Source organism: Pseudomonas sp. WS 5051 (assembly GCF_012985715.1).
Taxonomy (GTDB): Bacteria; Pseudomonadota; Gammaproteobacteria; order Pseudomonadales; family Pseudomonadaceae; genus Aquipseudomonas; species Aquipseudomonas bubulae.
Window position 1 is genome coordinate 19688 of the sequence record NZ_JAAQWV010000007.1, and the last position, 21963, is coordinate 41650.

The window sequence follows — 21963 nt, forward strand, 5'->3', positions numbered from 1 at the left end:
ACTGGCCCGATGATCCGCTGGTGGCCGAAGCCACGGCGCGGATCAAGCCGCGGAAGCCGTAGCGACCGGGCGTACGCATCGCGAGCAAGCCCGCTCCCACAAAAATTGCGCAGTTCTTGTGGGAGCGGGCTTGCTCGCGATGGCATCAACGCGGTGAGTAGAGCTTCACGACCCGATATAGCTGGTCTTGACCACGGTGTAGAATTCTTGCGCATAGCGGCCTTGCTCGCGCGAGCCATAGGACGAGCCTTTGCGCCCGCCAAACGGCACGTGGTAATCCACCCCCGCCGTGGGCAGGTTGACCATCACCATCCCTGCCTGGGAATGACGCTTGAAGTGATTGGCATATTTGAGCGAGGTCGTGGCAATACCCGCCGACAAGCCAAACTCGGTGTCATTGGCCATCGCCAGGGCGGCTTCGTAGTCTGCAACCTTGATGATATTGGCTACCGGGCCGAACACTTCTTCGCGGCTGATGCGCATGTCGGCCGTGCTGTCGGCAAACAAGGCCGGGGCCAGGAAATAACCCTCGGTATCGCAGGTCACCAGGCTGCCTCCGGCAACCAGGCGGGCGCCTTCGTTGCGGGCGATGTCGATGTAACCCAAATCCTGGTCGAGCTGCGCTCGGGACACCACCGGGCCGATATCAATCCCGGCCTGCAAGGCATGCCCGACCTTGATCGAACGCATGCGCTCGGCCATCGCCTCGACGAATTTGTCGTGGATGCCCGCGGTAACAATCAGGCGGCTGGAGGCGGTGCAACGCTGGCCGGTGGAGTAAAACGCACTCTGCACCGCCAGTTCGACCGCTTGCTTGAGGTCGGCATCGTCGAGGATGACCTGTGGGTTTTTACCGCCCATTTCCAGCTGCACCTTGGCCTGGCGCGACACACAGCTGATGGCGATCTGGCGACCGACGCTCACCGAGCCGGTAAAGCTTATACCGTCCACTTTCGGGCTGTTGACGATAGCGTCGCCGACCACGCGGCCGCTGCCCATCACCAGGTTGAACACGCCTGCCGGGAAGCCTGCGCGAGCAATGATCTCGGCCAGTGCCCAGGCGCAACCCGGTACCAGATCGGCCGGCTTGAACACTACACAGTTGCCATAGGCCAGGGCCGGGGCGATCTTCCAGGCGGGGATGGCGATGGGGAAGTTCCATGGCGTGATCAGGCCAACCACGCCCAGGGCTTCACGGGTGACCTCCACATGCACGCCCGGGCGTACCGAAGGCAGGTAATCGCCCGACAGGCGCAGGCATTCACCGGCGAAAAACTTGAAGATATTGCCGGCACGGCTCACTTCACCGATGGCTTCGGGCAGGGTCTTGCCTTCTTCGCGAGCCAGCAGGGTGCCCAGTTCTTGCTTGCGGGCGAGGATTTCGCTGCCGATCTTGTCCAGCGCATCGCTGCGCGCCTGGATGCCGGAGGTCGACCAGGCAGGGAACGCAGCCCGTGCCGCATCAATGGCAGTCTGGACCTGGGCGACGTCAGCCTTGGCATATTCGCCAATCACATCGCTCAGGTCGGAGGGGTTGATATTGGTGCTGTATTCAGTGGCTGTTACCCACTCGCCACCGATGTAATTGTCGAAACGCTTTGAACCAGTCATCAAATTTCTCCACACGTGGACAGGCATCGATTTCCAGTAGTTATACGTCATCGTACGACTTCAGGCAAAAACAATCGGCGCGGCTAAACTGAGCGAGGGAGGGAACCGTCTGATTGGGTTTCAACTGTGGGAGCGAGCCTGCTCGCGAAGACTGTATTCGCGAGCAGGCTCGCTCCCACAGGGTCAGTCTGCAGGCAGCAGCAATCGGGCCAGCACCGGCAGGTGGTCGGAGATGGTCTGGGTGTCTTCCTGGCGCACATAGCCTTCGATGCGCTGCAGCTTGGGGCTGTGGAAGAGGTAGTCGAGCGTACGGTCGGGCTCGTCCGCGTCGGGGAGATTGGGAAAGTGGGTCAGCCACAGTTCGCGGTCGATGCCGGTAGCTTCAGGGTTGCTGGGGATCATCGGGTACTTTTCCCAGAGCAGGTGCAACTCGCTGTCTTGCGAGTAGCCCTGGCGCAATGGCTCGGGCAGGCGCAAGTACTGGCCGATGGGCAGCAGGTTGAAGTCCCCGCCGATCAACCACGGCGTGCCCTGGCCTTCCAGCTTGTCGGCCAGTTCGGCGACAGTCTGCATTTGCAGGCGCAGGTTGCTGTTGTTGGCGGAGGGCGCATCCAGTTGTGTATTGATTGCTGCCAGTTGCCCGCCATCATTGAGCGGCAGGTAGTTGACCAGCAGCGCGGGCCTGGGCTGGAATTGACGGCTGAGAAAGTTGGTATCGGCCAGGGGCAATTGCAGACGTTCTGCGTGTTCGATCTGGAAGCGGCTGAGGGTGACCAGAGAGCGCCCGACACTGCCGAAAATATGCCAGTCGGGCACAAAGTCGGCCTTCCAGGTAAAGGCCTGGGTGCTGCAGGGGTAAAGGTCGATCAGGCGTTCTTGCAGCAGGGCCAGCTGGTTCTGGTAATCGCTGGCCTTGGCGTTGTCATCGACTTCCTGCAACAGCACGAGATCCGGGCGTTCGTCACGTATGACCCGCGCTACCTCATCAAGGCTGAAAGCCATGTCTTCCCGGGTGGGGCGGGTGTCAGGGCCGCTGCCGTCAGCCAGGTTGTACCAGAACACATAGCGCTTGCCGGCCAGGTACTGGATGTTCCACGTCATTACCTTGAGCGCCTGGCCTGGTACCAGCACCGGGGCGGTGCCGGGGCACGTCAGGGGCAGCACCTCGCGGGCACCGGGCCGCCATGTAACGCTATAAACCAGACATGCCAGCAGCGCTGAGATCAGCAGCAAACCTGATGCGGTGCGGCGTAATAAACGTGACATGAGCTCGACTTAATAACGTTACAGGGAAGGCTCGAACATACCCGACGGCAGTGCGGCCTTCCAAGGTTCTTTGTGTAGGAAATTTCTGTTTTTATAGTTCTGACTTTTCGCTGATCAACATAAATAAACGAAACAGTACGACGGAAACAAACAACTGCAAGAAGCTGTTGGCGCTATCGAGTGCCAGCGTTAGCAGTGTGTTGTCGTCCTTGGAAAACAGGGTGTAACTGAATTCCTTGAGCAACATCAGCGGGCCCAGTACGGCCAGTATGCAAACGAAAATCCGCCAGAAATGCCCGCGGGTCAGGGTGAAGCTCGACTTCATGGCCGCCAGCGGAGCATCACCACGCAATACCAGTCGGTACTCGGAGAAGGCCAGTACCACGGTGAGGAAAATGCCCGGAATAAAAAACATCGACAGCCCCAGCACGATCAGCAGCGTGCTGATTGCCGAGAGCAGGGCGAATTTGGGCCAAAGATTAACCGCCGAGGCCAGCAGGTCGCGGTTGCGCGGGCTTTCGCCCTGGCTGCGGGCATCGAGAAACAGGATCAGGGCGGCGGTGTACAGAGGGTACAGCAGCAGTCCGACAACCAGGCCATAACCGGGCGATGCATCCGGGCCTGCGGCGTTGTCGACAATGTGCTGCAGCACAGCTTCAAGGATGACCAGCGGCAGGCACAGCGTTACGATCTGGCTCAGATTGCGCTGGAAGAAGTACAGGGAGTCGCGAAGAACAGTCAGCGGATTCATTGGCAGTTGTCAGCAGTCAAGAGCGGTGCGTCACTTTAACCGATGAGACGCCAAGATGAACAAAAGTTCACGCAGGCCTGATGCTGTTGAAACGGGTTGTAGTGCCCCAATAACGCGTTTGAGCTTCTGCGTAATGCAAGGGGCAGGTTTCTATCTGCAATCGAAAGAGGTTGTCATGAACAGCGAAGAGCAAAGCCTGATTGACGGGTTGTTTACACGGTTGCAGCAGGCCGAGGCAGGATCAGCCCCGCGCGATGCCCAGGCCCAGACGCGGATCAATGAACATCTGGCGCGTCAGCCTGGGGCAACGTACTACATGGCTCAGGCACTGCTGGTGCAAGAAGCCGCACTTAAACAACTCGACCAGCAGAACAAGCAATTGCAGGCAGAACTGGCTCAGGCGAAGGCTGCTGCGGCACCTGCGCCATCCGGTGGGAGCTTTTTGTCGGGACTCTTTGGCGGTGGCGATCGGGTATCGGCCCCCACGCCCGGCCCAACGTCGGGCACCGGGGGCTGGCGTGATGGCCCGGCAGCGGCTCCTGTCGTGGCCCCTCAACCAGCAGCAGCGGCGCCGGCCCCAGCATTGGGCAGCGGCTTTTTGGGCGGAGCCCTGAAAACGGCAGCGGGTGTGGCGGGCGGCGTGATGCTGGCGCAAGGCATCAGTAACCTGTTCCACCACAATCAGCAGCCACAGATTGTCGAGGAAATCATCGAGCAACCAGGCTCTGTCAGCGACGCTGGCTGGGGCAGCGGCAACCAGCAATACGCCAATAGCGGCTCGGGAATTGAAGACGTCGGCCTGGACGATGACGGCTTCTTTTCTGACGACGACTCCTACGTTTGAGTCCATCGCCCGGTGCCTTATTGCACGCCGGGCGGTTTATCCGCGCAAACCCCCGGCAGGCTGGCATACTGCAGCCTTGTTTTTCAGTCGCGTGCCCGCTGCCCGGGCGCCATGAGGTTTGCCGGTGAAAAAAATTGCGGTCTTCGCGGATGTGCAGAACCTTTATTACACGGTTCGCCAGGCCTATGGCTGCCATTTCAATTACGCCGCCCTGTGGGCTGATATCAGCAAGCGCGGTGAAATTGTCGAAGCCTATGCCTATGCGATTGACCGGGGTGACAGCAAGCAGCAGCAGTTTCAGCAGATCCTGCGCAACCTCGGTTTTATCGTAAAACTCAAACCCTATATCCAGCGCAGCGATGGCTCGGCCAAGGGCGACTGGGATGTGGGCATTACCATCGATATCATGGACTCGGCAGCCAATGTCGACGAAGTGGTACTGGCCTCGGGTGACGGTGATTTCGACCTGCTCCTGGAGCGTATTGCCAGCAAGCATGGGGTTGAAACCGTGGCCTACGGTGTGCCCGGTCTGACGGCCAATTCATTGATTCGCGCTGCCAGCCGCTATGTGCCGATTGAAGGCAATTTGCTGCTTAAGTAACCCTTATTTTTTACAGGATTGACCAGGTTTGGAACGCATCGCGGTAATTGACTTTGAGACCACCGGCATCTCCCCGAGCAGCACCTGCCGGGCCACTGAAATTGCCGTGGTGATTCTTGAGCGCGGTCGCATTGTCGAGCGTTATCAAAGCCTGATGAATGCCGGTGTGCGGGTGCCTGGGTTTATCGAGCAGTTGACCGGCATCAGCAACGCCATGTTGCGCACCGCGCCGTCGGCTGAGCAGGTGATGAACGAGGTCAACGAGTTCGTCGGCATTACCCCGTTGCTGGCGCACAATGCTGCGTTTGACCAAAAATTCTGGGATTTTGAAATGGGCCGCATCAAGCGCACCCGTTTACAGAACTTCGCCTGTTCATTGTTGCTGGCGCGTCGCCTGATGCCTGCGGCGCCTAACCACAAGCTGGGCACGCTGACCACCTTTGCCGACTTGCCCCACACCGGCAAAGCTCACCGGGCCATGGCCGATGCGGAAATGGCGGCCAACTTGACGGCTCACCTGGCTGAGCAACTGCGCCAGAAGCACGGGTTACGTGAATTGAACCACGACCTGTTGTGCAGCTTGCAGAAAGTCCCGGCGGCGAAGATCAATGAGCATCTCAAGCGGTATCGCGGGTTTTAAAAGCGACCCTCTCCCTTTGGGAGAGGGCTATTTGATCTCCATCGAAAAGTGTACGGCCCCTTTTGGTGCGTTCTGTTACTTATTATTTCCCGGCGCCCTGTCTAAACTCTCCAGTCCCCTGCCTCTGCCCTTGAGCTGCCTTCATGCCTGCCGCACGTCGTTTTCCGCTACAACTGATCGGTGCTTTTTTTGCCTTGTACATCATTTGGGGCTCGACTTATCTGGCTATCCGCATCGGTATTGAGTCCTGGCCGCCGTTGATGATGGCTGGTGTGCGCTTCCTGATTGCGGGCAGCCTGATGTATGGCTTTATGCGCTGGCGCGGTGCCCCCGCACCCACTGCCGTGCAATGGCGTTCGGCAGCCATGATCGGCTTTCTGTTGCTGGCGTGCGGCAACGGCGGTGTGACCCTGGCCGAACACTCGGGCGTAGCTTCCGGCGTCGCCGCCCTGGCCGTAGCCACCGTGCCCCTGTTCACCCTGCTGTTTGGTTACTTCTGGGGCAACCGCAACACCCGCCTGGAATGGGCCGGGATTGTCCTGGGGCTGATCGGCATCGGTATGCTCAACCTGGGCTCCAACCTGCAGGCCAGTCCTATGGGCGCGGCGATGGTGATCTTTGCCGCCGCGGCCTGGGCCTTTGGTTCGGTGTGGAGCCGCCACTTGCCACTGCCAGCCGGGCCAATGGCCAGCGCTGCGGAAATGCTCACCGCCGGTGCCGTATTGCTGGCGGGCAGCCTGCTCAGTGGCGAGCGCATGACTCAAATGCCCACCGCTGCAGGCTGGGGTGCGCTGCTGTATCTGGTGTTCTTCGGCTCGATCATCGCCTTCAGCGCCTATATGTACCTGCTTAAGAATGTGCGTCCGGCGGCGGCCACCAGCTATGCCTACGTCAATCCGGCGGTGGCGGTCATGCTGGGGATTGCCTTTGCCGGCGAGAGCATCGGTTTTGAGGAGTGCCTGGCCATGGCGGTCATCATCAGTGCGGTGGTGTTGATCGGTTTGCCACAGTGGCGCAAGCAGAAACCGGCCTGAATTAGGGTAAACTGCGCGCCATTGCAACTTATGCACCCACGCGCTGACCTTTTTCGACGGTATCCCCATGACATTCGCCACCCTTGGCCTGATCGAACCCCTGCTGCGCGCCCTTGAGACGCTCGGCTACAAGACCCCAACCCCGGTTCAGGCCCAAGCGATTCCCGCAGTACTGGCTGGTCGCGACCTGATGGCTGCGGCCCAGACCGGTACCGGCAAAACTGGCGGTTTCGCTTTACCGTTGCTGCAGTCGCTGACCATGGAAGGCCCGAAAGTGGCCAGCAACTCGGTGCGTGCACTGGTGCTGGTGCCGACCCGCGAACTGGCCGAACAGGTTCACGAAAGCATTCGCCAGTACGCCGAACACCTGCCGTTGAGCACCTACGCGGTGTACGGCGGTGTCAGCATCAACCCGCAAATGATGAAAATGCGCAAAGGCGTTGATGTACTGGTGGCCACACCGGGCCGTCTGCTGGACCTCTATCGCCAGAAAGCGATCAAGTTCAACCAGCTGCAAACCCTGATCCTCGACGAAGCTGACCGCATGCTCGACCTGGGCTTCTCCGAAGAGCTGCGTGATATCTACCGCGCCTTGCCGAAAAAGCGTCAGACCCTGCTGTTCTCGGCGACCTTTTCTGACGCGATCCGCCTGTTGGCCGAGCAGATGCTCGACAACCCGCTGAGCATCGAAGTCAGCCCGCGCAACGTGGCGGCCAGCAGCGTCAAGCAGTGGGTCATCCCGGTCGACAAAAAGCGCAAGGCCGAGCTGTTTTTGCACTTGTTGCGCACCCAGCACTGGAAGCAGGTCCTGGTGTTCGCCAAGACCCGCAACGGTGTCGATGAATTGGTAGGCAAGCTGCAAGGTCTGGGGATCAACGCTGACGGTATTCATGGCGACAAGCCACAGGCCACGCGCCAACGGGCGCTGGACCGCTTCAAGGCCAGCGAAGTGCAGATCCTGGTGGCTACCGATGTGGCTGCCCGTGGTCTGGACATCGAAGACCTGCCGCTGGTGGTCAACTTCGACCTGCCCATCGTGGCCGAAGACTACATCCATCGCATTGGCCGTACCGGTCGTGCCGGTCAGAAAGGCGAGGCCATTTCCCTGGTCTGTGCTGATGAAGTGAACATGCTGTCGGCGATCGAGATGTTGACCCGTCAGACGTTGCCACGCCACGAAGAGCAGGATTTCGAGCCTGAGCACCGAGTGCCTGAAACTGATGCTTCGGGGCAGGTGATCAAAAAGCCGAAGAAGCCGAAAAAACCTAAAACCTCGGGCGGTGGCGGCAAGCGCAATCTGGGCAAATGGGTGGATAGCGGCGAAGCAGCACCCGCCGAGCCATCGGTAAAGCCGGTGCGCAAAGTGCCTGTATTCAACACCGGCCCGCGCAAGCGCAAGCCGTAAGCCCGGTCGAGGCTAAAAACTCCAACTGTGGGAGCGAGCCTGCTCGCGAACGGCCTTCGCGAGCAGGCTCGCTCCCACAGGGACGGTCAGCGTTTAGCCTTCAACCAGCTTAATACCCCTAACCCTGCGGCACGACCACTGGCAAAACAGCCCGTGAGCAGGTAGCCGCCGGTGGGTGCTTCCCAATCCAGCATCTCGCCTGCACAGAACACGCCGGGTAATTGCCTGAGCATCAGATTTTCATCCACAGCCTCGAACCGCACGCCACCGGCGCTGCTGATGGCTTCGTCCAAGGGGCGGGCTTTTATCAGCTTCAACGGTAGCGCCTTGATGGCCTGAGCCAGTTGCGCCGGGTCATTGAAGCATTCTGCAGGCGCCAGCTCGCGCAACAGCGCCGCTTTTACCCCATCAATCCCCAGCTGGCTGTGCAAATGCTTGCTCATCGAGCGTGAGCCGCGGGGTTTGGCCAAGGCTGCCTGGATTTTATCCACAGGCTTGCCCGGCAGCAGGTCGATCAGGATCGTCGCTTCACCCTGTTGATTGATCGCTTCACGAATCGGCGCCGACCAGGCGTAAATCAAGCTGCCTTCAATGCCTGTGGCGGTAATCACGCATTCGCCCAGGCGCGGCGTGCTGTGTTCCAGGGCAATGGCGATGTTTTTCAGCGGGGCGCCGGCGAACTTGCTGCGCAGCACCTCGCTCCAGCCCGCCACATCAAACCCGCAATTGCTCGGCTGCAAGGGGGCCAGGTCAACGCCGCGCTCAGCCAGCAAGGGCATCCAGGCACCGTCCGAGCCCAGTCGCGCCCAACTGCCACCGCCCAAGGCCAGCAGCACCGCGTCGGGGTTGAGCTGCTTTTGGCCTTCGGGACTGTCCACCAGCAACTGGCCATCGGCCTGCCAACCCAGCCAGCGGTGGCGGGTGTGGATAACTACACCGGACTCGCGCAGGCGCTTGAGCCATGCGCGCAGCAGCGGCGCGGCTTTCATATCGGTGGGGAACACCCGGCCGGAACTGCCGACAAAGGTTTCGATCCCCAACTCATGAATCCACTGGCACAACCCATCGGCATCGAAGGCGCGCAGCAACGGTGCCATCTGCGGTGCGCGTTCGGCGTAGCGCGACAGGAAGGCCGGGTAGGCTTCGGAATGGGTGATATTCATGCCGCCGACCCCGGCCAGCAGAAACTTGCGGCCCACCGACGGCATGCCATCGTAGAGATCGACCTTCACCCCAGCCTGACTCAACACTTCGGCGGCCATCAAACCGGCGGGGCCACCGCCAATAATGGCGACGTGACGGGAAGGGAGTGTGGAGGGTTCAGTCATGGCAGGGCTGCAAATCGGCGAAATAGGCCGGGCATTCTACCTGACTGGGCGGAGCAGATCCCCTGTAGCAGCAGCCTTCGTCCCTCGGCAGCTGCTACAGAGATAGCGATGGCTGTACGAAAAACATACAGCCTTCTGGAGGCCATGTTCTCTGTGCCCTGCAGGCGCTTTCACTCAGGTTATCCACAGGCAGTTCCACAGGCATTGTGGGTAAAATCACACCTCAGTGACAACCTGATGACAGCCAGACCTTCTGTGCACTGTGATGCAATATCCCGTGGCGGCGCGCCAGGGCCTTGCGATCCTTGCTGTATCCGCCGCCAATCACCCCGACCACCGGTATGTCGCGACCCAGGCAGTGGCGCATCACGCTCTCGTCACGGGCCGCCACACCTTCATCGGTGAGCTTCAAATAGCCCAGGGCGTCGTCTTTATGCACATCGACCCCGGCGTCATACAGCACCAGATCCGGTTGATACAACGGCAGCAGGTAATTGAGCGCCTCGTCCACCACTTGCAAATATTCAGCATCGCCCATACCCATAGGCAGGCCGATGTCCCAGTCGCTTTGCGCCTTGCGTGCCGGAAAGTTTTTTTCGCAGTGCAGGGAAACGGTAATGGCATCCGGCGTATGTTCAAGAATTCGCGCAGTACCGTCGCCCTGATGCACATCGCAGTCAAAAATCAGTACGCGGTTTACCCGGCCGCTTTCCAGCATATAGCGGCTGATGATCGCCAGATCGTTGAAGATGCAAAAACCCGCCGGGTGATCGTAGTGCGCGTGATGAGTGCCGCCCGCCAGATGGCAGGCCAGGCCGTGCTCAAGCGCCTGCTCGGCGGCCAGCAGAGATCCGCCCACGGCGCGAACGGTACGTCGCGCCAGTGCCTCGCTCCAGGGCAGGCCCAGGCGGCGTTGATCTTCGCGGGCCAGCTCGCCTGCCATATAGCGCTCGATATAGCTGCGGTCATGGGCCAGGGCGAGGATATCCACAGGGCATAATTCGGGACGCAGCAGCTCTGCATCAAGGGTCAGCCCTGAGTCGACCAGGTGATCGCGTAACAGGCGGAACTTATCCATAGGAAAACGATGCTCCGCTGGGAACTGCGGGCTGTAGTCATCGTGGTAAATCAGCGGCACTGGCATAGGGATTTTCGCGTCGTAACGAGCGCTGGATATTACCAGCGCTGTACACTCTCATCATATGTAAAGCCCGGTAACAAATCGGAGAGGACGGATGGAGCAGATCAAAGAGCTCGAAAGTGCCCGTTTGCACTTGCGCCCCTGGCGTGACACAGACTTGCCCGAGTTCGCTGCCATGTGCGCCGACCCTCAGGTGATGCGCTATTTTCCGGCGCCCCTGAGCCGCCTTGAAAGCGCCGCGCTGATTGGCCGGGTTCGTGGTCACTTTGCCGAATATGGCTACGGGGTATGGGCATTGGAGCGCAAGGACACCGGTGCCTTTATCGGCTTTACCGGGCTGATGAATGTGTCGTTCGAGGCGCCGTTTACCCCTGCCGTAGAAATCGCCTGGCGTCTGGCTCCCGAACACTGGGGCCTGGGTTACGCCAGTGAGGCTGCCTGGGCCGTGTTGCGCTGCGCCTTTGATCGTCTGGCCCTGGACCAGGTGGTGTCGTTTACCAGCGAGCTGAACCTGCCCTCGCAAAAAGTCATGCAGGCGATTGGCATGCAGCACGATGTCGACGGTGATTTTGAACACCCCTTGCTGCCCGCAGGCGACCCGCTCAGACCCCATGTGCTGTACCGGATCACGCGGGCACAGTGGCTGGAAACCCTGCACGGCTAGGCGGTGTGTTTAGCGGCGCAAGCCGAAAATTTTGACCTGCGTAACGAAGATTACGACGGTAATGCTCTGTGTGAGGAGAATCTGAATGAGCCAAGTGTTGGATGATCTGGTCAATTTGCTGACCCTGGAACCGATCGAAGAGAACCTCTTTCGCGGCAGCAGTCAGGACTTGGGCTTTCGCCAGTTGTTCGGTGGTCAGGTGCTCGGTCAATCGCTGTCGGCCATGAGCCAGACGGTTGAAGACGCCCGCCATGTGCATTCCATGCACGGCTATTTCCTGCGCCCTGGTGATGCCGGTTTGCCCGTGGTGTATCAGGTTGATCGCGTGCGGGACGGCGGCAGCTTCAGCACGCGCCGGGTGACCGCGATCCAGAAGGGCCAGCCGATTTTTACCAGCAGCGCCTCGTTTCAGTACGACGAAGGCGGTTTTGAACATCAGACGACTATGCCCGACGTTGTGGGCCCTGAGAATCTGCCCTCGGAACTGGACATGATGCGCCTGCGTGCGCACCTGATCCCCGAGTCGATGCGGGAAAAACTGCTGTGCGCCAAGCCTATCGAGTTCCGCCCGGTGGTAGGAGAAGACCCGTTCAACCCCAAGGTCACGGATCCGATCAAGTATGTGTGGTTTCGCGCCGACGGCACCTTGCCCGATACCCCGGCGCTGCATAAGTACCTGCTGGCCTACGCCTCGGACTTCGGCTTGTTGACCACGTCCTTGCTGCCCCATGGCAAAGGGGTATGGCAAAACGATATGCAGGTCGCCAGCCTTGATCACGCACTGTGGTTCCACGCCGACCTGCGTGCCGATGACTGGTTGCTCTACGCCATGGACAGCCCATGGGCGGGCAATTCCCGTGGATTCTCCCGTGGCAGTGTCTACAACCGCGCTGGCCAACTGGTGGCTTCGGTCACGCAGGAAGGGTTGATCCGCCATCGCAAGGACTGGGCATGACACTCAAGGACGTCAAACACTGGGTTTTCGACATGGACGGCACCCTGACTGTTGCCGTGCATGACTTTGCCCTGATCCGCCGTGAGCTGGAGATCCCGGCGGATGCCGATATCCTCACTCATCTCAACGGCCTGCCCACCGAGGTGGCGGCGGCCAAACACGCCTGGCTGCTGGAGCATGAACGCGAGCTGGCACAGGCCTCCACCGCCGCGCCGGGCGCGGTTGAGCTGGTGCGCGACCTGGCGGCTCGTGGCTGTCGTCTGGGGATACTGACCCGAAATGCCCAGGAACTGGCGCATATCACCCTCAAGGCCATTGGCCTGGGCGAATGCTTTGCGCCCGAGGATGTACTGGGCCGGGACAACGCGGCGCACAAACCCGACCCGGACGGCCTGCTGCAACTGGCGCGGGCATGGGATGTTGCAGCGGCGAACATGGTAATGGTGGGGGATTACTACTTTGACCTGGCGTGTGGTCGCGCGGCAGGCAGCAAAACCGTACTGGTCAATGTTCCTGAAAACCCGTGGCCGGAACTGACCGACTGGCATGCCAAAGACTGCTACGCGCTGCGCCGGTTGCTCGGTTAACGAAATACGCGTAGCAGCTGCCGAAGGAACGAGGCTGCGTTCGACGGCGACGCCGTCGTAAATCCAGGCAGCGCGGAGAGTCAGTTAAACCGTGCACTCAGACTTCACGATCGCTTTGCAATCGAACGCAGCCTCGTTCCTTCGGCAGCTGCTACACAGGGTGCTCTTACTCGCCAAACAACGCCTTCTGACCTTCAGGCGAGGTAAACATCTGATCGCCGTTGTGCCCCACCCCGGGCACTTCAATCAACCGTTGATTGAGCCCTTGTGGATGGCGCTGGGTCAAATACTCAAAGTAGTTCTTGCCCCTTACCAGCCTGAACGCCCCCTGGGCCTCGGCTTCGCAGCCTTTATCAAGCGCCGGGTGGTTGGGGTCGATGTCCTTGGCGCCTAGCAGATAGGTAATGTCGCGCTCTATATAGGCCTGTTCCAACTGTCGGTGTTTTTGCCCATCTGCGTAGGCTGGCAGATCCTTGAGCCCGTATTTCCAGGTATTGAAGCCCGGGCAGTTTGCAGCATCAAAGGTCGGAATCGGTCGCTGTGCATTGAAGTAGGCATAAGAAGACGGGTTGGCCACTACATAGCGCACCTTGATCCCGTCTGCCTGCAAGGCCTTGTCGGCCTGGGTGGTCAGGGCATAGCGCTGCACCACTTGGGCGCCGCCGGAGTGCCCGGCAATCACCACCTCGCGCAAGGCCGGGAAGCGCTTGCGGTCATCAAGACGCTCAAGGATCTGATCCAGTGCCGCGTAGGAACTCAGTGCCTGTGGGCTCACAGCAGGGGCACCGGCCATCCAGTCATTGGCATGCCAGCGCAGCACATTGTCGGGCAAGGTATGGCGCGAGCCATCGCTTTCATTGAGAAACTGCGGTGCAATGACCAGGGTTGTGGACAGCTGCCCGGCCTGCGTCGCGGCTTGCTCGGCGCTGTGTAAATACGTCTGGGCGTTGCGCAGACGACCATGAATCACGATCAGTGCGCGTTGCACCTGAGGCAGTGGCTGTTTCCAGTCCTGACTCACCCCGACACTCAACTCGCCGGGGCCGATCTTGAGATGTTCGGGGCTGAGTTCTTTAACTCCGTGCTCGGCTGCTTGAACCACAGAGCAGGCCAGCATCAGGCCCATTAATGAAGCGATAGAGCGTATTCCCATTTAAAGCCTCGCTGCCGAGAAGGTATCGCACTGGTTGATATTGCCTTGGGCAAAACCGGTCTTGAACCACTTCACCCGTTGTGCCGATGTGCCGTGGGTAAAAGAGTCCGGCATCACACGGCCCTGGCTTTGCTGCTGCAAGCGATCATCGCCAATGGCATTGGCGGCGTTCAAGGCCGATTCTATATCGCCTGCTTCCAGCCAATTGTGACGTTTTTGCGCAAGGTTGGCCCACACCCCGGCCAGACAGTCGGCCTGCAACTCCTGGCGCACCAGCAAGCCACCATCGCCTTCCATACGCTTGCCTTGTTGACGGGCCATCTGCATTTTCGACGACACACCCAGCAAGGTCTGCACATGATGGCCAACTTCGTGAGCGATCACATAAGCCTGGGCAAAATCGCCAGCAGCCTTGAAGCGTTGGGCCATTTCCTGGAAGAAACTCATATCCAGATAGACCTTCTGGTCGGCCGGGCAATAAAACGGCCCGCTGGCAGCTGTTGCAAAGCCGCAGGCCGAATTGATCTGACCGCGAAACAGCACCAGGGTCGGGTCTTTATAGCTGCGTCCGGCTTGCTGAAACACTTGGCGCCAGGTGTCCTCTGTGTCACCCAGAATCGCCCGTACAAAATCGGCCTGCTCGTCATTGGCCGCCGGTGCGCGACCGGCTGGCTGGGTGACCTGAGGCGAAGACTGTTCGGTGAGCTGGCCGCTTAACTGTCCGAGGATCTGCATGGGGTCCTGCCCGGTCAACAAACCGATGCCAACAATCACCACCACGGCCATCAAACTCAGACCTTTGCCGCCGCCAAACCGCATCCCGCCACCACCACCGGTGCCTTGATCGCGTACGTCTTCGACATTATCGCTACGTCGACCTTTTTTCCAAAGCATGGGGGAGTCCTCTGATAAATCGTGTGTTCAAGTGTTGTTGCTGAGTCGGGACAATGCCAGCCCGGCTGTCAGACGTTTCTTGGGTGGGGGGCGAGTATGGCATTGCGCTAAAAAGACCTGAACGCCTTAATACAGTTCCGGGCATCGGGCTGAAGTGGTTGAATACGCCACGCCAATCCCCGCCCCGGAGTTGTTAGCCCTGTGAATATCGATACCCGTATCAAGTACCGCCACCTCGTATGCTTTTTGGAGATGGCGCGCCAGGGCAGCCTGGCGCGGGCGGCGGATGTGCTGGCGGTAAGCCAGCCGGCGATGTCAAAAACCCTCAAGGAGCTTGAGGAGTTACTGACGGTCAGCCTGTTTGTACGCAGTAAAAGCGGGGTCACCCTGACCGAGGCCGGGGTGGCCTTTCTGCGTTATGCGACACCTTCGGTGCAGGCCTTGCGTGAAGGTGTGAATGCTCTGCGGGGTGGCGAATACGTGGGCGGTACGGTGCGTCTGGGGGTGTTGTCGACGGTAGAAAGCCTGCTGATACCCGAGTTGGTGCAGCGCCTGCACGCCAGGCATTCGTCGCTGGTGGTGAGCGTCGTGACCGGGCCCAGCGCCTATCTGTTATCGCAGTTACGGGTAGGCGATGTCGATTTGGTAGTGGGGCGCATGACCGATAGCCCGGAAATTCAGGGTATGAATTTTGAGCATCTCTACAGCGAATCCATGACCCTGGTGGTGCGCGCAGATCACCCCTTGATCCGGGGACCGCTGGACCGCAGCCAGCTGGAAAATTACCCGCTGGTTTTGCCATTGGCCAACACCACCATTCGCACCTTTGCCGACAGCCTGTTTGTGCAGTGCGGCATCAGCCAGTCCCGCCAGCGCCTGGAAACCCTGTCGATCACCCTCAGCCGGCGTTATGTGCTGCGCAACGATGCGGTGTGGATCGCCCCGCTGGATGCCGTGCGCCTGGACCTGGCCAGTGGCGAGCTGCAAGAAATCGACCTGGGCCAGCGTGAGCCGGGCGGTTCGATCGGTATTTGCAGCAACGCCCATGTGCCGATGTCGGTGGCAGCGCAAGGGTGTGTCGAGGTTTTGCGTGAATTGGGCCAAGCTTACGGCGAAGGCATTTATCCATAACCATTTGGTTATGGATAGGCCTGGCCTTTTCAATAGTCGTTACGCCCCTGTTGGTTAAAACTGGCGCCCAGCCTTTATAAAAACAACAGGAGATCGACATGTCTGATGCAGACAGCCGGCGCTTTATCATCCGTGACCGCAACTGGCACCCCAAAGCTCTGACCCCTGACTACAAGACTTCCATTGCCCGTTCCCCGCGTCAGGCGCTGGTGAGCATCCCGCAATCGGTGAGTGAGACCAGCGGGCCTGACTTTTCCCACCTTAAGTTCGGCAAGTTCGACAACGACTTGCTGCTGAATTTCAATAATGGCGGTTTGCCGATAGGCGAGCGGATCATCCTGGCAGGTCGCGTGCGCGATCAATATGGCAAGCCGATTCCTCATACCTTGGTGGAAATCTGGCAGGCCAACGCAGGCGGTCGGTATCGTCACAAGAACGACCGCTACCTGGCGCCGCTGGACCCAAACTTCGGCGGCGTAGGCCGCACCTTGACCGACAGTGAAGGTTATTACAGCTTTCGCACTGTCAAGCCAGGGCCCTACCCGTGGCGCAACGGGCCAAACGACTGGCGCCCGGCGCATATCCACGTTTCCATCAGTGGCCCCTCGATTGCCACGCGCCTGATTACCCAGCTGTACTTCGAAGGTGATCCGATGATCCCCATGTGCCCGATCGTCAAATCGATTACCAACGCCGATGCCGTGCAGAGCCTGATTGCCCGGTTGGACATGGGCGCGGCCAATCCGATGGATTGTCTGGCCTATCGTTTTGACATTGTGCTGCGCGGTCAGCGCCAGACTCACTTCGAAAACTGCTGAGGAGCCCCGTCATGCCTATCGAACTGCTACCGGAAACCCCATCGCAAACTGCTGGTCCCTACGTGCATATCGGCCTGGCGCTGGCTGCGGCCGGCAACCCGTCGCGTCCAGAGGAAATCTGGAGCGAAATGGCCAGACCCGATGCTGCGGGCGAGCATATTGTGCTGTTTGGCAACGTTTATGACGGTAATGGCCACCTGGTGCGCGACTCTTTTCTGGAGCTTTGGCAAGCCGACCATAAAGGGGTCTATGACAAAAACTTCGACTCGGAAAAAGCCTTCAACAGCTTTGGTCGCACCGCCACCACCTTCGATGCGGGTGAGTGGACACTCAATACCATCAAGCCGGGCGTGGTGAACAACGCAGCTGGCGTGCCGATGGCGCCGCATATCAACGTGTCGCTGTTTGCCCGGGGTATCAACATCCATTTGCAGACGCGGCTGTACTTTAGCGATGAGCCAGAAGCCAATGCCAAGTGCCCGGTGCTTAACCTGATCGAACAGCCGCAACGGCGTGAAACCCTGATCGCCCAGCGTTGCGAAGTAAATGGCAAAACGGCCTATCGGTTTGACATCCGCATTCAGGGCGAAGGCGAGACGGTGTTCTTCGACTTTTAAAAGGATATGAGGCAAATGCAAAATCTGTAGCAGCTGCCTCGTTCCTTCGGCAGCTGCTACGGGAATTATGTGCGGCTGCGCCGCTGCTGCCACGCCGCCGCCAACCCGCTGGCACAGATAATCGCAATACCGACCCGGCTGGCCAGATCTGGTGTGTGGTCAAATAGCAACCAGCCCAATATCCCCGAGAATACGATCTGGCAGTAACTGAATGGCGCCAGCAATGCCGGTGCAGCAACGCGAAACGATTGGGTCAGCAGCAAGTGCGCAGTCATGCCCAGGCTGCCCAAAGCCAGCATTTGCAGGCCGTGGGTCAGGGTTGGCGTTTGCCAGAAAAAAGGCACCAGCGCACTCATCACCAGCACATTGAACAGCCCGGCAAAAAAGTTGCTGGTGGTAGGGCTGTCGTACGCGCTGAGTTTGCGCGTGAGGATTTGATAGCAGCTAAAGCACAACGCCGCCGCCATCGGCAGTAACACCGCTGGGGTAAACAGTTCGCCACCCGGGTGGATGATGATGACCACGCCGATAAAGCCGCACACCACCGCCAACCATTGCCCCCGCGTGACCGTCTCGCCCAGCAGCGGCCCGGACAAGGCCGCCACCAGCAGCGGTGCCAGAAAGTTGACCGCGGTATTTTCAGCCAGCGGGATAAACAGCAAGCCATAGGTGAAGAACAGGCCCGAACCCAGCAGGCAGATAGCCCGCAACACCTGAAGCAAAGGCCGTTTGCTGCGCAGTACACGCAACCCCGACTGCGGCAGAAAGATCCCTGCCATCAATACGGTATGCACCAGGTAACGTGCCCACACCACCATCACCACCGGGTAAAAACCACTGAGGTACTTGGACAGCGCATCATGGCTGGAGAACAGCGCTGTGGCCGTCACAATCAGCAAGATGCCCTTCAAGGGTTGGTTCACCCCCGAAAGGGGTGTGGGTAATGTCATCGAATACCTCGGTGTTCTATGCGCTAAACCTGCGGGATTTTTCGCGGTGCCATGAAGTACATCCACACTAACGCAATGAAGTACATCGCTGGAATCATGGTGAACAGCAAGGTGTAATTATTGTTGGTGACCGTCAGCACATAGCCCACGAACTGGGTCATAAACATCCCGCCGATCGCAGCGCACATGCCGCCAAAGCCGAACACGGTGCCCATCATGTGCTTAGGTGTGTAGTCCATCACCATGCTCCACACGTTGGCCGTCCAGGCCTGGTGCGCACCCAGGGCCAGGGCAATGGCGCCCACTGCGACCCACAGCTGGCTGGAGCCTGCGGCCATCACCACGCCGATGATGCTGATGGCACACAACAGCATCGACACCAGGCGCGCCTTGACTGCCGCCATGCCGCGTTTGATCAGAACCGATGACAGGATCCCGCCGCCCACACTGCCGAAATCGGCAGTGATGTAGATGATGATCAGCGGGATGCCCATTTGCGTCACGCTGATGCCCAGGTTGTATTGCTGGTTCAGGAACGGCGGCAGCCAGTACAGGTAGAACCAGAACACCGGTGCCGTCATGGCGTAGGACAAGGCGAAGGCCCAGGTACCGCGCATCTTGAGGATGGTGCCGAACGAGACGGTGGTTTGCTCAGGCTCTTTCTCTTGTTGGATGTAGTCCAGCTCGGCCTTGGTGACGGTCGGGTGCTCTTCCGGGTTGTAGTACTTCAAACCCCAGAAGATCAGCCAGATACCGCCCAAGGCTGCCATGCACAAAAAGGCCGCCTGCCAGCCCCACACATGCAGTACCAGCGGCAACATCATCGGCGTGAACATGGCGCCTACGTTGGTGCCGGCGTTGAAGATGCCGCTGGCCACGGCGCGCTCGCTGGCCGGGAACCACAGGCGCGTGGTTTTTACGCAGGCCGGGTAATTGGCGGCTTCAGTGATGCCTAAAATAAAGCGGCAGATCATAAAGCCCACCGCCGAAGTGGCCAGGCCATGGGCGCCGGTGGCCAGGCTCCACAGCAACACGGCGCAGAAGAACACGCGCTTGACCCCGACACGGTCGATCAGTCGGCCTTGCAGCACGAAGCCGATGGCGTAGCCCACCTGAAACCAGAAGTTGATGTTGGCGTAATCCATCGCCGTCCAGCTCATCTCCTTGGCCAAGATCGGTTGCATTACGCCCAGGGCAGCACGGTCGATAAAGTTGAGGGTGGTGGCGAAAAACACCAGTGCGAGCATGCCCCAACGGGTTTTGCCAGTCGCCAGGGTGCCGCGAATCTTGTCACCGATTCCTGCGTTTGGAGCATGGGCAGAAGTGGTGCGTGCAGTCGGAGAAGGGACCATGGATGTTTACCCGTTTCTTGGAATTTTTATGTGGTGTTGCACAACAAGTGACGCAAGGAGTACGGGCTTGATGGTGGCGAGTGGACAAAAAGTCGTCAATTCAAGATAGGCCATATTGTTCGATAATCGCACGCAAAACTAACCGGTTGGTACAGATTGGTTGCTCAATAATAGGGCGCCCTTAATAATCAAGCCATTAAGAAATGCCGTCGCCTGCAGGCTGCGCCAATCCTGGGAGTTATAAATGAAGCGTTCGATCGCCACGGTTTCCTTGAGCGGCACCTTGCCGGAGAAGCTCGATGCCATTGCGGCGGCAGGTTTTGACGGGGTCGAAATTTTTGAAAACGACCTGCTGTATTATGACGGCAGCCCCCGAGAGGTGCGTCAGATATGTACCGATCTGGGGTTGGAAATAAGCCTGTTTCAGCCGTTTCGTGATTTTGAAGGCTGCCGCCGCGACCGTTTGGCCCGCAACCTCGACCGCGCCGAACGCAAGTTTGACCTGATGCAGGAGCTGGGCACCGATCTGGTGCTGGTGTGCAGCAATGCCGCAACGGATTCGGTGGGTGACCGGCAGATTCTGCTCGATGACCTGAGCCTGCTCGCCGAGCGCGCCGGGGCGCGCAATCTGCGCATTGGTTACGAAGCCCTGGCGTGGGGCCGTCATGTCAACACCTGGCAACAGGTCTGGGACCTGGTGCGCGAGGTCGATCACCCCAACCTCGGCGTATTGCTCGACAGCTTCCACACCCTGTCCCTCAAGGGTGACCCGAGTGGCATTGCGCAGATTCCCGGTGACAAAATCTTCTTTGTACAGATGGCAGACGCCCCGATTCTGGCGATGGATGTGCTGGAGTGGAGCCGTCATTTCCGCTGTTTCCCGGGGCAGGGCGAGTTCGATCTGCCAGGCTTCCTGGCACCGATCATACAAAGTGGCTACACCGGGCCGCTGTCGCTGGAGATCTTCAACGACGGTTTTCGCGCCGCTCCGCCCCGCGCCAATGCGGCCGATGGCTTGCGTTCTTTGCTGTATCTGGAAGAGAAAACCAGCGAGCGGCTTGCCCTGCAAAATCCCCCGGTCGCTACCCTGGAGCCATTGTTCGCCCCGCCAGTCGCCAGCCCGTACGACGGCATCGAGTTTCTCGAATTTGCCGTGGATGAAAGCCAGGGCGCGCAACTGACCCACTGGCTCGAGCGCCTGGGTTTCAGCAAGGCCGGGCAGCACCGCTCAAAAAATGTGAGCTTGCTGCGCCAGGGTGATATCAACCTGATCCTCAACGCCGAACCCTATTCTTTTGCCCATAACTTTTTTGAGGCCCACGGTCCGTCTTTATGTGCCACTGCCATTCGGGTGCAAGACAGTGCCAGCGCACTGGCCCGTGCCGTGGCTTACAAGGGGCAGCCTTATCGCGGGCTGGTCGGCCCTAACGAACTGGAGCTGGCGGCAGTGCGTGCGCCCGATGGCAGCCTGATTTATCTGGTGGACAAAGACGCTACCGGCAAGCCGTTGTATGAATCTGACTTCAACCTCACGTCAGCCCCATCACCCCAGGGCGGCCTTAAACGCATCGATCATATGGCGATGGCATTACCCGCCGACAGCCTCGACAGCTGGGTACTGTTCTATAAGAGCCTGCTGGATTTCGAAGCCGATGACGAAGTGGTGCTCCCCGACCCCTATGGTCTGGTAAAGAGCCGCGCGCTGCGTAGTCGTTGCAGCTCGATTCGCTTGCCGCTGAATATCTCCGAGAACAGAAACACCGCCATCTCACATGCTCTGTCGAGTTATCGCGGCTCGGGTGTGCACCATATCGCCTTTGAGTGTGACGACCTGTTCGCCGAAGTCAGCCGCGCCAAAGCCGCAGGCGTGCCGCTGCTGGATATCCCGCTCAATTATTACGACGACCTGGCTGCACGCTTCGATTTCGATGACGAATTCCTGAGCAAACTGGCTTATTTCAACGTGCTGTATGACCGCGATGCCCAGGGTGGCGAGCTGTTTCATGTGTACACCGAGGCGTTTGAAGGGCGGTTTTTCTTCGAGCTGCTGCAACGCAAAAATGGCTATGCCGGGTATGGCGCGGCGAACGTTGCGGTGCGCCTGGCGGCGATGGCCAAGTCACGCAGTGGTGCGGTGCGTCAGGCAAAGTTGTAGGGCGACTTCCTTCATGGGGCGGGGCGCCCCATAATCCCGGGCACTCCAACCTGGCCGTGAGCCTTT

21 protein-coding genes are annotated in these 21963 nt (G+C 59.4%); 12 read left to right on the top strand and 9 right to left on the bottom strand.

The window, feature by feature from the left end:
- Nucleotides 1–165: 165 nt before the first annotated feature.
- From HBN79_RS13035 to HBN79_RS13045, 3 genes are all read right to left on the bottom strand, one after another.
- Complete coding sequence (locus HBN79_RS13035) at nucleotides 166–1611, bottom strand: aldehyde dehydrogenase family protein (protein ID WP_169916780.1); 1446 nt, start codon at nucleotides 1609–1611, stop codon at nucleotides 166–168.
- Nucleotides 1612–1794: 183 nt separating this feature from the next.
- Entirely contained in the window at nucleotides 1795–2877 is a 1083-nt protein-coding gene (locus tag HBN79_RS13040) for an endonuclease/exonuclease/phosphatase family protein (protein ID WP_095018410.1), read from the bottom strand.
- Between the two features lie 91 nt (nucleotides 2878–2968).
- Entirely contained in the window at nucleotides 2969–3628 is a 660-nt protein-coding gene (locus HBN79_RS13045; RefSeq protein ID WP_095018409.1) for a YciC family protein, read from the bottom strand.
- A 175-nt stretch (nucleotides 3629–3803) separates the two neighbouring features.
- On the opposite strand from HBN79_RS13045, the gene HBN79_RS13050 reads away from it, so the two are divergent.
- The 5 genes from HBN79_RS13050 (at nucleotide 3804) to HBN79_RS13070 (ending at nucleotide 8152) form a co-directional block, all read left to right on the top strand.
- Nucleotides 3804–4472 carry a DUF2076 domain-containing protein gene (locus tag HBN79_RS13050; protein ID WP_095031773.1) on the top strand — a complete coding sequence of 223 codons (669 nt, stop codon included), beginning with the start codon at nucleotides 3804–3806 and terminating at the stop codon, nucleotides 4470–4472.
- Between the two features lie 124 nt (nucleotides 4473–4596).
- Nucleotides 4597–5073, top strand: a complete 477-nt coding sequence (locus HBN79_RS13055; RefSeq protein WP_094999400.1) for an NYN domain-containing protein — start codon at nucleotides 4597–4599, stop codon at nucleotides 5071–5073.
- Nucleotides 5074–5101: 28 nt separating this feature from the next.
- Entirely contained in the window at nucleotides 5102–5713 is a 612-nt protein-coding gene (locus tag HBN79_RS13060) for a 3'-5' exonuclease (protein WP_095018408.1), read from the top strand.
- 143 nt (nucleotides 5714–5856) lie between these two features.
- Nucleotides 5857–6747 carry a drug/metabolite exporter YedA gene (gene yedA, locus HBN79_RS13065; RefSeq protein ID WP_094999398.1) on the top strand — a complete coding sequence of 297 codons (891 nt, stop codon included), beginning with the start codon at nucleotides 5857–5859 and terminating at the stop codon, nucleotides 6745–6747.
- 67 nt (nucleotides 6748–6814) lie between these two features.
- Nucleotides 6815–8152, top strand: coding sequence for a DEAD/DEAH box helicase (locus HBN79_RS13070; protein WP_094999397.1), 1338 nt, complete (start codon nucleotides 6815–6817; stop codon nucleotides 8150–8152).
- Nucleotides 8153–8238: 86 nt separating this feature from the next.
- Here the strand turns inward: HBN79_RS13070 and HBN79_RS13075 are convergent, their stop codons facing one another.
- On the bottom strand, nucleotides 8239–9480 hold the full coding sequence (locus HBN79_RS13075) for a TIGR03862 family flavoprotein (protein ID WP_095023440.1): 1242 nt from the start codon (nucleotides 9478–9480) through the stop codon (nucleotides 8239–8241).
- A 223-nt stretch (nucleotides 9481–9703) separates the two neighbouring features.
- Nucleotides 9704–10624, bottom strand: a complete 921-nt coding sequence (locus HBN79_RS13080; RefSeq protein ID WP_095018406.1) for a histone deacetylase — start codon at nucleotides 10622–10624, stop codon at nucleotides 9704–9706.
- A gap of 91 nt (nucleotides 10625–10715) precedes the next feature.
- On the opposite strand from HBN79_RS13080, the gene HBN79_RS13085 reads away from it, so the two are divergent.
- From HBN79_RS13085 to HBN79_RS13095, 3 genes are all read left to right on the top strand, one after another.
- Nucleotides 10716–11285 carry a GNAT family N-acetyltransferase gene (locus HBN79_RS13085; protein ID WP_095018405.1) on the top strand — a complete coding sequence of 190 codons (570 nt, stop codon included), beginning with the start codon at nucleotides 10716–10718 and terminating at the stop codon, nucleotides 11283–11285.
- 85 nt (nucleotides 11286–11370) lie between these two features.
- Entirely contained in the window at nucleotides 11371–12240 is an 870-nt protein-coding gene (gene tesB, locus HBN79_RS13090) for an acyl-CoA thioesterase II (RefSeq protein ID WP_094999393.1), read from the top strand.
- Nucleotides 12237–12827 carry an HAD family hydrolase gene (locus HBN79_RS13095; RefSeq protein WP_095018403.1) on the top strand — a complete coding sequence of 197 codons (591 nt, stop codon included), beginning with the start codon at nucleotides 12237–12239 and terminating at the stop codon, nucleotides 12825–12827. Before tesB ends, HBN79_RS13095 begins: the two co-directional genes overlap by 4 nt.
- 166 nt (nucleotides 12828–12993) lie before the next feature.
- On the opposite strand, the gene HBN79_RS13100 is transcribed toward HBN79_RS13095, so the two are convergent.
- Nucleotides 12994–13980, bottom strand: a complete 987-nt coding sequence (locus HBN79_RS13100) for a hypothetical protein (RefSeq protein WP_095027000.1) — start codon at nucleotides 13978–13980, stop codon at nucleotides 12994–12996.
- The gene (locus HBN79_RS13105) at nucleotides 13981–14874 is read right to left on the bottom strand and encodes a neutral zinc metallopeptidase (protein WP_094999390.1); all 894 of its coding nucleotides are present in this window, start codon (nucleotides 14872–14874) and stop codon (nucleotides 13981–13983) included.
- Between the two features lie 201 nt (nucleotides 14875–15075).
- Between HBN79_RS13105 and pcaQ the strand changes: the two genes are divergently transcribed.
- The 3 genes from pcaQ to pcaG all read left to right on the top strand — a co-directional run bounded on the left by pcaQ (nucleotide 15076) and on the right by pcaG (nucleotide 17440).
- Complete coding sequence (gene pcaQ, locus HBN79_RS13110) at nucleotides 15076–16005, top strand: pca operon transcription factor PcaQ (protein ID WP_094999389.1); 930 nt, start codon at nucleotides 15076–15078, stop codon at nucleotides 16003–16005.
- A gap of 98 nt (nucleotides 16006–16103) precedes the next feature.
- A complete protein-coding gene (gene pcaH, locus HBN79_RS13115) occupies nucleotides 16104–16823 on the top strand; it encodes a protocatechuate 3,4-dioxygenase subunit beta (RefSeq protein ID WP_016779340.1) in 720 nt (239 codons plus the stop codon).
- Between the two features lie 11 nt (nucleotides 16824–16834).
- A complete protein-coding gene (gene pcaG / locus HBN79_RS13120; protein WP_169916781.1) occupies nucleotides 16835–17440 on the top strand; it encodes a protocatechuate 3,4-dioxygenase subunit alpha in 606 nt (201 codons plus the stop codon).
- Nucleotides 17441–17505: 65 nt separating this feature from the next.
- Here the strand turns inward: pcaG and HBN79_RS13125 are convergent, their stop codons facing one another.
- A complete protein-coding gene (locus tag HBN79_RS13125) occupies nucleotides 17506–18390 on the bottom strand; it encodes a DMT family transporter (RefSeq protein WP_094999386.1) in 885 nt (294 codons plus the stop codon).
- 23 nt (nucleotides 18391–18413) lie between these two features.
- Nucleotides 18414–19742: an MFS transporter gene (locus HBN79_RS13130; protein ID WP_094999385.1), complete on the bottom strand. Its 1329-nt coding sequence runs from the start codon at nucleotides 19740–19742 to the stop codon at nucleotides 18414–18416.
- Nucleotides 19743–19986: 244 nt separating this feature from the next.
- Between HBN79_RS13130 and quiC the strand changes: the two genes are divergently transcribed.
- Nucleotides 19987–21897 carry a 3-dehydroshikimate dehydratase QuiC gene (gene quiC / locus HBN79_RS13135; protein ID WP_169916782.1) on the top strand — a complete coding sequence of 637 codons (1911 nt, stop codon included), beginning with the start codon at nucleotides 19987–19989 and terminating at the stop codon, nucleotides 21895–21897.
- The last annotated feature ends 66 nt before the right edge of the window (nucleotides 21898–21963 follow it).

Excerpts from the sequence above, each read along its gene's own strand:
- HBN79_RS13035 (WP_169916780.1), bottom strand. The coding sequence starts at position 1,611 with ATGACTGGTTCAAAGCGTTTCGACAATTACATCGGTGGCGAGTGGGTA.
- HBN79_RS13040 (WP_095018410.1), bottom strand. The coding sequence starts at position 2,877 with ATGTCACGTTTATTACGCCGCACCGCATCAGGTTTGCTGCTGATCTCA.
- HBN79_RS13045 (WP_095018409.1), bottom strand. The coding sequence starts at position 3,628 with ATGAATCCGCTGACTGTTCTTCGCGACTCCCTGTACTTCTTCCAGCGC.
- HBN79_RS13050 (WP_095031773.1), top strand. The coding sequence starts at position 3,804 with ATGAACAGCGAAGAGCAAAGCCTGATTGACGGGTTGTTTACACGGTTG.
- yedA (WP_094999398.1), top strand. The coding sequence starts at position 5,857 with ATGCCTGCCGCACGTCGTTTTCCGCTACAACTGATCGGTGCTTTTTTT.
- HBN79_RS13070 (WP_094999397.1), top strand. The coding sequence starts at position 6,815 with ATGACATTCGCCACCCTTGGCCTGATCGAACCCCTGCTGCGCGCCCTT.
- HBN79_RS13075 (WP_095023440.1), bottom strand. The coding sequence starts at position 9,480 with ATGACTGAACCCTCCACACTCCCTTCCCGTCACGTCGCCATTATTGGC.
- HBN79_RS13080 (WP_095018406.1), bottom strand. The coding sequence starts at position 10,624 with ATGCCAGTGCCGCTGATTTACCACGATGACTACAGCCCGCAGTTCCCA.
- HBN79_RS13085 (WP_095018405.1), top strand. The coding sequence starts at position 10,716 with ATGGAGCAGATCAAAGAGCTCGAAAGTGCCCGTTTGCACTTGCGCCCC.
- tesB (WP_094999393.1), top strand. The coding sequence starts at position 11,371 with ATGAGCCAAGTGTTGGATGATCTGGTCAATTTGCTGACCCTGGAACCG.
- HBN79_RS13095 (WP_095018403.1), top strand. The coding sequence starts at position 12,237 with ATGACACTCAAGGACGTCAAACACTGGGTTTTCGACATGGACGGCACC.
- HBN79_RS13100 (WP_095027000.1), bottom strand. The coding sequence starts at position 13,980 with ATGGGAATACGCTCTATCGCTTCATTAATGGGCCTGATGCTGGCCTGC.
- HBN79_RS13105 (WP_094999390.1), bottom strand. The coding sequence starts at position 14,874 with ATGCTTTGGAAAAAAGGTCGACGTAGCGATAATGTCGAAGACGTACGC.
- pcaH (WP_016779340.1), top strand. The coding sequence starts at position 16,104 with ATGTCTGATGCAGACAGCCGGCGCTTTATCATCCGTGACCGCAACTGG.
- pcaG (WP_169916781.1), top strand. The coding sequence starts at position 16,835 with ATGCCTATCGAACTGCTACCGGAAACCCCATCGCAAACTGCTGGTCCC.
- HBN79_RS13125 (WP_094999386.1), bottom strand. The coding sequence starts at position 18,390 with ATGACATTACCCACACCCCTTTCGGGGGTGAACCAACCCTTGAAGGGC.
- HBN79_RS13130 (WP_094999385.1), bottom strand. The coding sequence starts at position 19,742 with ATGGTCCCTTCTCCGACTGCACGCACCACTTCTGCCCATGCTCCAAAC.
- quiC (WP_169916782.1), top strand. The coding sequence starts at position 19,987 with ATGAAGCGTTCGATCGCCACGGTTTCCTTGAGCGGCACCTTGCCGGAG.